Source organism: Pseudoalteromonas rubra, from assembly GCF_000967655.1.
GTDB classification, from domain to species: domain Bacteria; phylum Pseudomonadota; class Gammaproteobacteria; order Enterobacterales; family Alteromonadaceae; genus Pseudoalteromonas; species Pseudoalteromonas rubra_A.
In genome coordinates, this window is the sequence record NZ_JXYA01000013.1 from 13,677 (window position 1) to 25,304 (window position 11,628).

12 protein-coding genes are annotated in these 11,628 nt (G+C 49.0%); 7 read left to right on the forward strand and 5 right to left on the reverse strand.

The window, feature by feature from the left end:
* Window positions 1-266: 266 nt before the first annotated feature.
* Window positions 267-1,304, forward strand: coding sequence for a LacI family DNA-binding transcriptional regulator (locus tag TW77_RS06790; protein ID WP_046004223.1), 1,038 nt, complete (start codon window positions 267-269; stop codon window positions 1,302-1,304).
* A gap of 36 nt (window positions 1,305-1,340) precedes the next feature.
* Here TW77_RS06790 and TW77_RS06795 read toward each other — a convergent pair whose 3' ends face one another.
* Together TW77_RS06795 and TW77_RS06800 are read right to left on the reverse strand one after the other, a co-directional pair.
* The gene (locus TW77_RS06795) at window positions 1,341-3,617 is read right to left on the reverse strand and encodes an aminotransferase class V-fold PLP-dependent enzyme (RefSeq protein WP_046004224.1); all 2,277 of its coding nucleotides are present in this window, start codon (window positions 3,615-3,617) and stop codon (window positions 1,341-1,343) included.
* Between the two features lie 148 nt (window positions 3,618-3,765).
* Window positions 3,766-4,842, reverse strand: coding sequence for an AI-2E family transporter (locus TW77_RS06800; protein ID WP_046004225.1), 1,077 nt, complete (start codon window positions 4,840-4,842; stop codon window positions 3,766-3,768).
* 374 nt (window positions 4,843-5,216) lie between these two features.
* On the opposite strand from TW77_RS06800, the gene TW77_RS06810 reads away from it, so the two are divergent.
* The 5 genes from TW77_RS06810 (at window position 5,217) to TW77_RS06830 (ending at window position 8,890) form a co-directional block, all read left to right on the forward strand.
* A complete protein-coding gene (locus TW77_RS06810) occupies window positions 5,217-5,882 on the forward strand; it encodes a hypothetical protein (protein ID WP_046004227.1) in 666 nt (221 codons plus the stop codon).
* A gap of 1 nt (window position 5,883) precedes the next feature.
* Complete coding sequence (locus TW77_RS06815) at window positions 5,884-7,335, forward strand: M48 family metalloprotease (protein ID WP_046004228.1); 1,452 nt, start codon at window positions 5,884-5,886, stop codon at window positions 7,333-7,335.
* Between the two features lie 202 nt (window positions 7,336-7,537).
* Window positions 7,538-7,885: an arsenate reductase (glutaredoxin) gene (gene arsC / locus TW77_RS06820; RefSeq protein WP_046004229.1), complete on the forward strand. Its 348-nt coding sequence runs from the start codon at window positions 7,538-7,540 to the stop codon at window positions 7,883-7,885.
* A 4-nt stretch (window positions 7,886-7,889) separates the two neighbouring features.
* The gene (wrbA, locus tag TW77_RS06825) at window positions 7,890-8,441 is read left to right on the forward strand and encodes an NAD(P)H:quinone oxidoreductase (RefSeq protein ID WP_046004230.1); all 552 of its coding nucleotides are present in this window, start codon (window positions 7,890-7,892) and stop codon (window positions 8,439-8,441) included.
* Window positions 8,438-8,890 (forward strand): DUF2069 domain-containing protein, encoded by a 453-nt coding sequence (locus TW77_RS06830; protein WP_046004231.1) that lies wholly within the window; start codon window positions 8,438-8,440, stop codon window positions 8,888-8,890. The genes wrbA and TW77_RS06830 overlap by 4 nt, the downstream gene beginning before the upstream one ends.
* A 49-nt stretch (window positions 8,891-8,939) precedes the next feature.
* Here TW77_RS06830 and TW77_RS06835 read toward each other — a convergent pair whose 3' ends face one another.
* Both TW77_RS06835 and TW77_RS06840 read right to left on the reverse strand, forming a co-directional pair.
* Window positions 8,940-9,263 carry an RnfH family protein gene (locus TW77_RS06835; RefSeq protein WP_046004232.1) on the reverse strand — a complete coding sequence of 108 codons (324 nt, stop codon included), beginning with the start codon at window positions 9,261-9,263 and terminating at the stop codon, window positions 8,940-8,942.
* Window positions 9,260-9,697, reverse strand: coding sequence for an SRPBCC family protein (locus TW77_RS06840; RefSeq protein ID WP_046004233.1), 438 nt, complete (start codon window positions 9,695-9,697; stop codon window positions 9,260-9,262). Before TW77_RS06840 ends, TW77_RS06835 begins: the two co-directional genes overlap by 4 nt.
* Before the next feature lie 129 nt (window positions 9,698-9,826).
* Here TW77_RS06840 and smpB point away from each other — a divergent pair, with 129 nt between their 5' ends.
* Window positions 9,827-10,306 (forward strand): SsrA-binding protein SmpB, encoded by a 480-nt coding sequence (gene smpB / locus TW77_RS06845; protein ID WP_046004234.1) that lies wholly within the window; start codon window positions 9,827-9,829, stop codon window positions 10,304-10,306.
* Between the two features lie 67 nt (window positions 10,307-10,373).
* Here smpB and fabB read toward each other — a convergent pair whose 3' ends face one another.
* Window positions 10,374-11,588: a beta-ketoacyl-ACP synthase I gene (fabB, locus tag TW77_RS06850; RefSeq protein WP_046004235.1), complete on the reverse strand. Its 1,215-nt coding sequence runs from the start codon at window positions 11,586-11,588 to the stop codon at window positions 10,374-10,376.
* Between the last annotated feature and the right edge of the window lie 40 nt (window positions 11,589-11,628).

Here is an 11,628-nt window from a genome sequence, read left to right on the forward strand (position 1 = left end):
ATTTTACATTGCGCATAATACCCCAATTTTGACTTTTTGACACCGGTATCATTAATTTATTTGGTAGAATTTTTACTGCTAATTTGAGAGCAAATTGGATAGACTAGAACCTGCAAATGATCATTTTATGAAATCAAGGCACGGACTATACCGAGTGAATACCTGAGCACAAGTCATCAGGAATGCGCAATGATCGCGCTAAAAAGTGCGCAGCTAGGCACTTGTACACATTATAGTACCACCTTCTCTCACAGAAGAAAAACAAGATGAAAGTAACCATCAATGATGTAGCAAAACACGCTGGCGTATCGATGAAAACCGTATCGCGCGTGATTAACAAGGAACCATCGGTACGCAAAAAAACCTATGATCAGGTGATGCTGGCCGTGAAAGAGCTCAATTATCAACCCAATACTGCCGCAAGGAACCTGGCGGGGACGTCATCTTTTGCCATCGGTCTGGTCTATGACAACCCCAATGCCTACTACATCATAGACATGCAAAATGGTGTGTTGTCCCGTTGCAAAGAAGAAGGCTATGAGCTGGTGATCCACCCCTGCAATGCGCAGCAAGAAGACATGCAGGCAGAAATTGCCACTATGATCAAACGCTCTCGCCTGGCTGGCCTGGTGCTGACTCCGCCGCTCTCTGAACAGCAACCTATTATAGACATGCTGGACGAACTGGGGGTCAGTTATGTAAGGCTGCTTTCCGGACATAATGAAGATGACGCAGAAAAAGCAAGAAACTGCATTTATGTCGATGACTTTGCCGCCGCGTATGAAATCACCGAACATCTGATCACACTTGGACACAAGCACATTGCTTTCGTTTGTGGTGATGAAGAGCACAAATCAACCACCGAGCGTCTGGCGGGCTACAAACAAGCTCTAGCCGACCATCAGATAGCCTTTAATGAAGCGTTCGTCCACAACGGCACCTACTCTTTTGAATCGGGTGTGCAAGGCGCAAAAGCCCTGCTTGAAGATGGCAATCGCAAACAGATCACCGCAATTTTGGGCGGTAACGATGAGGTGGCCGCCGGTGCGTTGTTTGCAGCGAGATTGATGAACATTGAGATCCCGGCGCAGCTGTCTATTTCCGGGTTCGAAGACTCTCCGTTCTCTCGCCAGACCTGGCCAAAGCTCACCACCGCCCATCAGGCAAACGATGTGATTTCTGAACACGCCGCACGCCTGTTGTTTTCAAAAACACGTGGCAGCCGCAATCAGGATAAAGACATCATCACCACGTTCACACCCAGCATGGTGGTCAGAGAAAGTACGGGACCTGCACCACAGTAAGTGGCTTTGCCCCGGTTTGACCGGGGCAACCATCCATTAATTTAATGCCAGCCCGCCTTGCAAATTGGCAACCCGATCAAAACCCAGCAACGCCAGCGTATGCCCTGCCTGCATAGAACGATTACCGGTACGACATACCAGCAGGTAATGTTGCGATGGATCCAGCGCCCCGTTGCGTAATACGTCCGTCATTCTGCTCAGTGGAATATTAAGCACCCGCCCTGTTGCCAGATTGCCGAACAGATCCGTGATCCCGCGCCGAGACACATCCGACTCATAAGGTTCACGACAATCAATGATCACCCCTTTATGACATGCCAGCCAGTCTTGCGCTGCCGAGCGGTTTAGCGCTTTCACGGCAGGCACCGCAGCATCAATCAGCGCATCGAGGAAACGCTCCCTAAATGCACTGACGTCGCTGTCGATACCGACTTTTTGGTCAACAAACTCAGCGGTCGAACATGCCCCATTTAATAGCCGACCCAGCAACGGACTTATCTGCACCTGAGCATGCCAGTTAATTGCAAAGCACTGCTGATAATCCAGCGCACTACAGATCAAGCTGTTGTCATCCAGCAGTTCATTCAGACGTAACAGAGTCTCGGCCATTGCCGCGGCGCGCATCATATCCCCCTGACTGTCTCCCAAACCTTGCGGCAGTAATAACTTACCGGCAAAGCAGGCTGACACATCTTCACCTTGCATTAATAAATAGCAGCGGTTTTCAATCTCGCTCTCAATGTCCGGCAACTTTGCCAATGTGCCCTGCAATAACCCCTCTGCGCAATCCACAGGCCAGCCAAATGCGTCTAACGCTTCGTCATCCTCCAGGTTGTGGGCAAGTAAGTGCACCGCATCCTCTGCCGACTGACTCAGGTGGGTTTTAAGCACGGCCCTGCAAGCCAGTCCCTGCTTATCAAGCAAGCGCTGTAAACGAGGAACCAATTCAGGAACGGGGTCTACAATCACTGCCTGCTTATCAGGTGTAACATACAGCCAGCAACAGGCTCCCTGATGACGCAGCTGAGTCAGACCCACAGCACAGGCCTCCTGCTCCGGTGCAGTGCTATCTGACACCACCAGACAGTTGTTCTCCAGGATAGGTTTCAGGCTTTTAAGTGCGTCACATGCTCGGCGGATCTGCGCCTCGCTGTCTGCAGGACCAAATGACAGCCTGATGGCATTTTCGCTTTGCCAGTCGGATGCATTCATCGCATCCAGTACAAAACTGCGACTTGAGCCAGAGCTACAGGCAGAGCCCCCGCTGACCCGAATACCCGCAGCATCTAGCAAATCAATCACTTCTTTACTGGTGAGGTGATCAACCGAAAAGTTCAGTGTGGTGGGCACTGAAAGCGCAAAATCGTGGTGAAAAGTGACTTGCTTAAACGTCGATTCAACGGCGTCAGCCAGCATGCTGCGATGTTTCTCAAGCTGTGCAACCGGATTGAACGGGGAGTTTTCCTTATCCAGTAACATATCAAACAGTGTACTCAGTGCAGCAATACCGGGAATATTCTCTGTGCCTGAGCGCATTCCCGACTCCTGACCACCACCGGCGATAAAGGGTGTGTAAGGGCTGCCACTGCGAATGTACAAAAACCCGATCCCTTTTGGTGCATAAAGCTTGTGACCAGAAAACGGCGCGTAATCTATCGTGGTTTGTGATAGCTTCAGAGGCAATTTTCCCAAAGCCTGAACACAGTCAACCATCCAGGCTGTTTGACTGTTCCCTTCGCGGATCACTTGCTCAAGTCTGCCAAGGTCTTGCTTAATGCCGGTTTCATTGTTGGCCGCCATAGTGCATATCATTACCGCCTGCTCAATGTGCTCAGCAATAAAGTCCAGATCCAGCAAGCCTGTCGAGTCGACCGGTATCTCCAGGATCTCGGCATTCAATCCAAGTAGCCGGTTCCAGTGTTTCAGGGTATTCGGTACCGCTTTATGCTCTGTTGCGCCATACATCAGAACCGGATTTATATATCGCTCGCTATGGTGCTGAACATAATCACTCAAAGCCGAAACGATGGCCGTTTGGATCCCTTCTGTTGCACCAGAGGTGAAGAGCAGCTCGCCGCTGGTCGCCCCTATCACCTCTCTGCCTTTATTGCGCGCCTCTTCCATTAGGTGCTTGGCTTGCACACCAGTAACGTGGGCACTCGAGGGGTTGCCGAAACACACCTGCATGGTATGTACCACGACTTTGGCAATCTCGGGTAATACCGGCGTAGTGGCATTGGCATCGAGGTAGATAAGTTGGTCTTGCTCAGACTGGATCACACGGCGCTCCTTTATAACAATATAGAATATCATATTCCATTCTACACAAAAGACCGAGCAAGCATAATAATCATTTGCTGTATAAATGAAGCTCGTTATTCCAAAATGGTACAAGATAACATTCGCGAAGCGACGGGAAGAGCACAGGCGGTGCGGCCGTACCGCCTGTTAAAAGAGGTGTTTATTCCGCCTCAGAGGCTAGATATTCCTGATGTTGTGTAGACCAGGCATTCAGCAGTGCTTTTACCAGCGAGGCCAGAGGAATGGCGAAAAAGACCCCCCAAAACCCCCACAAACCGCCAAAAAATAGCACGGCGACTATGATATATACCGGATTCAGATCAACCGCTTCAGAGAACAGTAACGGCACCAGCACATTGCCATCCAGTGCCTGGATCACGCCATATACGGCAAGGACAGTCCAAAACTCCGGCGCTAAACCAAACTGAAATAGCGCCACAGCGGCAACCGGCAAGGTCACCACAGCCGCACCAATAAAGGGAATTAAAACCGAGAAGCCAACCAGCGTGCCAAGCAGCGCCGCATAGCGCAAATCCAGCACAGTGAAAGCAACAAAGCTGGATATGCCCACAATGGTAATTTCAAACACTTTGCCGCGAATGTAATTCATGATCTGATGGTCCATTTCTTCCCAGACCTGATTAATGAGGCGTCTTTCTTTTGGTACCAGCTGCAATAAACCGGCCGTGAGCTGGCTTTTGTCTTTGAGCATAAAAAACACCAGCAGCGGCACCAGCACCAGATAAATCAGCCAGGCCACCACGTCTTTAATCGATGTTAGTGACGCAGAGACGACCTGCTGGCCAAATTCAAACAACTTTGTTTCAACCGCACCCACCAGGTTTTGCACCTGTTCTGCGGTGATCAGGTTCGGATAGTTATCGGGTAAGTGCAGTAAGTAATATTTGCCCTCTTCAATCATAGTGGGGGCTTCTTGCACCAGGTTACTGGTCTGCGCCCACAGCACGGGTACAATACCAAACATCAGTGCCAGCATCACACCGACAAAGATCAGCATCACCAAATTAGTCGCCATCTGTCTGCTTGGCACCACCCGCTGTAACCGTGTCACCGGCCAGTCCAGTAAATAAGCGATCACAATGGCCACTAATACAGGAATGATGAAAGTCCCAAAAAAGTACAGCAGCGCAGCCAACGCGAGCAGCATCAGCAACAAGGTCACTGAGTTAGGGTCTGAAAACTTGGCCCGATACCAGGATTTAATGAGTTCAATCATCTAAGCACTCCACTTGGATAAAAAAGGGTTCTGACTGTTGATTATGCTCAAACACGCTGTCTTGATCGTTCAAATAGCGCAATACATCTCGTAAGTCTTGTTCTTCTGTGTAAAAAAACCGTACGGCCTCTGCCTGGGTTTTCGCCAGTTTAAGCTGCCACTTAAACTGGACAAAAAGCTGCGGACACTGAAAAGGTCGCAAATCACATTCAATCACTCTGTTTTGGGCCTTCTTAAATTTTACTTTCAACCTGTTACAACTGTGCGCCTGTGCCTCAATACTGTTCGGTTTTGCTCTGTGCGAAAACCGTATAGCCTGAACCCGGGCAATGCGTTATCCTTATAATAGAGATAGTGATTTTTCGGATATTCACATGCCTGGTGCAAACAACAAGGCGCGTTTGCCTGACAACCCAACCTTAAAAGAAATAAACTGGTTTAAAAAACAAATTAACTGGGGTGAGTTGCCACCATTTTATCACCTTGTTGCCTCTTCAGTTAGTGAAGGCGAAGGTATTTTTCAGCATGGCTTTGACCATGCCGTTAAACGTCTGTTAGACAAACGGAACTGGAATCTATCCCTGCTCGGCGGATATGAAGACAGCAACGGCATGATCCACTGTGATAAAGCCCCTGCTTTGTCGCTTCATCAGGTGTTCACAGACCGTGGCTTTGAATTATGGGCCTACCCTATCGCAAAAGGCGTTAAGGTAGACCGTTATCTCAAAGACAATAAATATCTTGAGTTTAACGTCTGGGACCCGCATAGCATGAAGGTACTGCTGCGCTTTAATCAGCTGCACAAGTTTATCGCCTTCTATTTTGACCGTGGCGATACCGCAGACAAAGCGCTGATCTTGCATGCACATAAAGTGGTACATAAAACCTTGAGTATACTGCAAAGAGAATTGAACGTTATTAAGGTCGATGGGGTCTCAATTAAAGATTTTTATATGTTGTGCGAAAAAGACGCCCGAGCATGCAGCGATGAAGTAGACATTGCCAAGATCATGCTCGGCGACGAATTGAATAAGGATTAGAATGCAGTTAAGAAAGCTGTTTCAGTCATCTGTGTGCGCCCTGGCTCTGAGTATTGCCATGCCCAGCCAGGCTCAGTCGACATTCAAACTGCCAGATTTGGGCACATCTGCGGTGCAAGTGCTACCGATAGATAAAGAAAAAGCCATCGGCGAGATCATGATGATGCAGATCCGCTCTGGCTCTAAACTGGTTCAGGACCCGGTACTGGACGAATATTTATCAACCCTGGGCAACAAACTGGTTGCCAACGCCAACGATGTGCGTTTTCCCTTCTCGTTCTTCTGGATTGACAATAAAGACATCAACGCATTTGCCTTTTACGGCGGGCATGTCGGTGTACATACTGGCCTGATGGCCCAGGCCGACAACGAAAGTCAGTTCGCTTCTGTACTGGGCCACGAGATAGCCCACGTGACACAACGTCACCTGGCACGCAGAATTCAACAAGCCAAAGACAACAGCGCGCTCACAATTGCCGGTATGATCACCGGTATTCTGGCCACCGTTATCGCACCCGATGCTGGCATGGCAATTCTGTCGGCAAGCTCCACGCAGTCCGCGCTGAGCCAGCTAACCCATAGCCGCAAGGCCGAGCAAGAAGCCGACCGCTTTGGCATGCAAACACTGTACAATGCCGGGTTCGACCCGCACGCATCAAGCGAGTTTTTGAGTAAACTGGCCGCTCAGGTGCGCTTTAAGAATAAAGCCCCGGTGTTTTTAATGTCTCACCCGTTACCCGATTCTCGGGTCTCGGACGTCCGCTTACGCGCGCAGCAATACGAACAACGCTATGTGCCCAAAAGCCATCAGTTTCAGCTCGCAAAAAGCCGTGTAATCGCCAGATACCAGCTCGAAGGCGAGTCTGCACAGGCCTACTTTGAGCAAGCGCTGAAACACTCGTCAGATTTGGACAAAAGTGCACTGGAATATGGCCTGGCCATTACCTATCTGGATCAGAAAAAGCTGGACCAGGCTCAGACCGTTATGGATAAGCTGCTCAGTGCTGAGCCAAACAACCTGTTCTACCTGGACGTGTACACAGACTTACTGCTGGCGAAAAAAGACTATAACGGGATCACCAAGTTGCTGGGCGAAAAACACCAGTTGCGGCCAAACAACCAAGTGATCACCCTTAACTATGCCAATGTCGCGTTAAAGAGCGAGCAATATGAATTGGCAGAACAACTGCTTAAAGTCTTTTTACTCGAGAAACCCGACCATGTGTTGGCCCGACAACTGCTTACCGACACCTATAAAAAAATGGATGCCAAAGCCAGTTATCATGAAAGTCAGGCCAGCTTGCTTAGCCATTACGGTGCCTTTATGCGCGCTGCTGACGAAATTCAAAAGGCCCTCAACCATGTGGAAAAGGATGAAACCGTACGTCGCCTGCGCTTAAAAGCATTACTCTCACAATATCGTGACATGCAAAAAGAGCTTGCGAAACTTTAAATCGAGCGCGGTGCTGCCCGGGGTGCTATCAACTTAGTAAGCCCGGCGCAGTGCTTTTCGCGGTCTAAAACACGCCTGATTAACAGCTTATCTTGATACCGCGTTGACCGACTCACCTAATCGAAAAACATAGGCACGACAGGCAGGATACGGTACAATTTACGCTGAATCACATAAGTATTATTACCGTAAAGGATCTTGTATGTCAGTTACGATTTACCACAACCCGCGCTGTTCAAAATCTCGTGAAACCCTGGCTTTGCTGGAATCACGCGACGTTCAACCTGAAATCGTCGAGTACCTCAAAACCCCTATCGACGAAGCAACTCTGAGCACCCTGTTACAAAAGCTTGGCTTTACCTCTGCACACCAGTTGGTACGCAGCAAAGAAACGATTTACAAAGAGCTGGGCCTGAGCAAAGACAGTGACGAAGCACGTATTCGTCAGGCTATGCTGGAAAACCCTAAGCTGATTGAAAGACCCATAGTGGTGAAAGGCGAACAAGCCGCCATTGGCCGTCCACCTGAATCGGTATTGGATATTCTGTAACGCCATGCCTGAGATCTTAGTTTTATATCATTCGAGCCATGGCTCTGTTGCAGCAATGGCACATGAAATTGCAGAAACCCTGGCGTTTCATGGCGCACAGGTCAGGCTGCGCACTTTTGTTGCCAAAGAGGCCCATGACATAGTGGTGTCAAAGCAAGATCTCATTGACTGCGACGCGCTGGCATTTGGTACGCCCACACGCTTTGGCATGATGGCGTCGCAGGCAAAAACCTTCTGGGAAACCACCAGTGATATCTGGCTCAAAGGCCAGCTTATCGACAAACCGGCGTGTGTGTTTTCTTCTTCCAGCAGTATGCATGGCGGTAATGAAGCCACTTTACTTAACCTGTCGTTACCTTTGCTGCACCATGGCATGCTGTTGATGGGTGTACCCTATGATGTGCCTGAGCTGCTATCGACCACCAGTGGTGGCACGCCGTATGGCGCAACCCATGTGGCCGGCATGGACAACAGCAACGAACTGACGGACACAGAACTGAAAATCTGCCGGGCACTGGCAAAACGACTGTTTACCATTAGCAATAAGTTATCATGAGCAAGATCCCCAAAAAACCCGTGACAAAACGCTTTCAGGCCTCAGCCCTTATTGGCTATGTGGGCCTGTTAATTCTCATGCCCTTGTGGTTGTTTGTGTTGGCACCGCGTGAAGGCTACAGTACCGGCTTTGTGTTTGCCGTCTACATTTTACCTTTGCTGTTGCCCCTTAAAGGCATTATTCAGGATAAGCCTTATACCTATGCCTGGGCCAACTTCATTGTGTTGATCTACTTTACACACAGTCTCACCCTGCTGTGGGTGTCTCCCGAAGAAATGCCGTTAATTTTACTCGAGTTGTTTTTTGCCACCTGTATGTTTATTGGCTGTACGTATTACGCCAGACACAGAGGCCAGGAGCTGGGGCTGAAGATCCGTAAGCTGAAACAAGACCTGGCGGATGAAAAGGCAGCTTACGAGCAAGGTGAACAGAAGGACGAAGACAAATAAATCACTCAGGCCACAGCGCATTAATCAGTGGCCTGATGTTTTATAAGCATTAGTTCGACAGCGGGCGGCCACCGGTTATTTTATTGGCACGCCCTTCCTCTTTGGCTTTTTCAGCCCGGCGACGACGCGCTTCTTTAGGATCGGCTATCAACGGGCGGTACACTTCAACCCTGTCCCCGGCACGTACCACGTGATTCAATTTAACGGTTCTGTTCCAAACACCCAGGCTCAGATTGGTCGGGTCTATTTCAGGGCAACGCTCCAAAATACCACTTTGCAGCACAACCTGCTCTACCGAGGTGCCTTCAGCTACATCAACACTGACCGTTGTGGCCTTTTCGGGCAAGGCAAATACCACTTCAACCTGGATCATGAGCGCACTCCGTATACAATTTTAGCTCGCTGTGTAAAGGCCGATACCATGTTCTTCGCCACTTCATTGAAAATACGACCGAACGCCAGCTCAATCAACTTGTTGGCAAATTCAAACTCAAGCTTCAGGCACACTTTACAGGCCTGCTCATCCAGCTCAATAAACTCCCAATAGCCGTGCAAAGACTTAAACGGGCCATCTACCAGCTGCATTCTGACTCGGTTCCCTTCATACTGATTCTTAGTCGTAAACCATTTGGTCAGACCGGCCTTAGAGATTTCAAGGCTGGCAGTCATGCCCTGATCCGAAGTATCAATCACCCGCGCCCCGGAACAATGAGGCAAAAAAGCGGGATAAGCGTCAACATCATTGACCAAGTTAAACATCTCTTGTGTGCTGTACATCACTAACGCACTTTTTTCTACTTGTGGCATACGCTCTCCAAACTCTAACAAAGCGATTTTACCAAGGTTTTCAAGATTTATCTTGTTTGTGACAGTCGACTGGGAGAAAATAACCACAATTTTTGATCCGCGCCGATATACAAGGTAGACTACGCCATTATGGCAAAGAAAAAACCAAACAAATCAAATAGCAATACCATAGCGCTGAATAAAAAGGCGCGTCATGAGTATTTTTTACACGACAAGTTCGAAGCCGGTATTGAACTCCAGGGCTGGGAAGTAAAAAGCATCCGAGCCGGTAAGGTCAATATCACCGATACTTATATTCACCTCAAAGACGGCGAAGCCTTTTTGCTTGCCAGTCAAATTCAACCGTTAAACAGCGCCTCAACGCACGTTATTTGCGATCCTATGCGTTATCGTAAGTTGCTGCTTAAAAAACGTGAAATTGACCGCCTGATCGGTGCCACCGAGCGTGATGGCTTTTCACTGGTCGCCACCGCCATGTACTGGAAAAAGTGTTGGGTAAAACTTGAGTTCCATCTGGCTAAAGGTAAGAAAATGCACGATAAGCGCGCCGACATCAAAGACAGAGACTGGTCGCGTGACAAAGAGCGCCTGATGAAGCACAAAGCTTAACGGCTGTCAGACACCCATAAAAAAACCGCCTTCAGGCGGTTTTTTTATGGGTTAATGGCAATCGCCATTAACCTTTATACTTTTGCATCACCAAAGTCGCATTGGTGCCGCCAAAGCCAAAGCTGTTCGACATCACAGTATTCAGCTCGCGCTCGCGCATTTCAGTCACAATATCCAGACCTTGTGCCTGCTCATCCAGCTCATCGATATTGATAGACGGTGCAATGAAGTTATTTTCCAGCATCAGCACTGAGTAAATTGCTTCGTGAACACCTGCAGCGCCCAGCGCGTGACCTGTCATTGCTTTAGTGGCACTGATCGCCGGAGAGTTATCACCAAACAACTCCTGGATAGCACCCAGCTCCTTCACATCACCAACTGGCGTCGATGTACCGTGCGTGTTCAGATAGTCGATTGGACCTTCAATATCCTGCATAGCCTGCTTCATACATCTCACAGCGCCTTCACCAGACGGTGCAACCATGTCATAGCCGTCAGACGTTGCGCCGTAGCCAACGATTTCAGCATAGATGTGTGCGCCACGTGCCAGTGCGTGCTCAAGCTCTTCAACGACCACGATACCGCCACCACCAGAGATAACAAAGCCATCACGGCTTGCATCGTAAGTACGTGATGCCTTTTCTGGTGCTTCATTGTATTTAGTAGACAATGCACCCATCGCATCGAATTCCATAGCCAGGGTCCAATGCAGCTCTTCACCACCACCGGCAAAGATCACGTCTTGTTTGCCCAGCTGAATTTGCTCTACCGCATTACCAATACAGTGTGCTGACGTTGCACAGGCAGAGCTGATTGAATAGTTTACACCTTTTATTTTAAACGGTGTTGCAAGACAAGCTGAGGCAGTACTTGCCATGGTACGTGGTACCATATAAGGACCTACACGCTTAACGCCTTTCTCGCGCAGAATGTCGGCAGCTTCAACCTGATGCTTAGACGAACCACCGCCAGAGCCAACGATAAGACCCGTGCGTTCATTAGACACCTGCTCAGGTGTCAGACCTGAGTCTTCAACCGCTTGCGCCATTGAAATATAAGAAAATGCAGCTGCATCTCCCATAAAGCGATGTGCTTTACGGTCAACCAGAGACTTCACGTCAATATCCAGCTTGCCCGATACCTGGCTGCGCAGATTCATATCTGCGAACTCTTGGTTAAAAGCGATACCACTTTTACCCGCTTTCAAAGATTCTAGTACTTCTTGCTTGTTGTTACCGATGCTTGACACTACACCGATACCCGTAATAACGGCTCTTCTCATGGGTAATTCCCTTAGGACTTTTTAAATTTACGCGTATTCT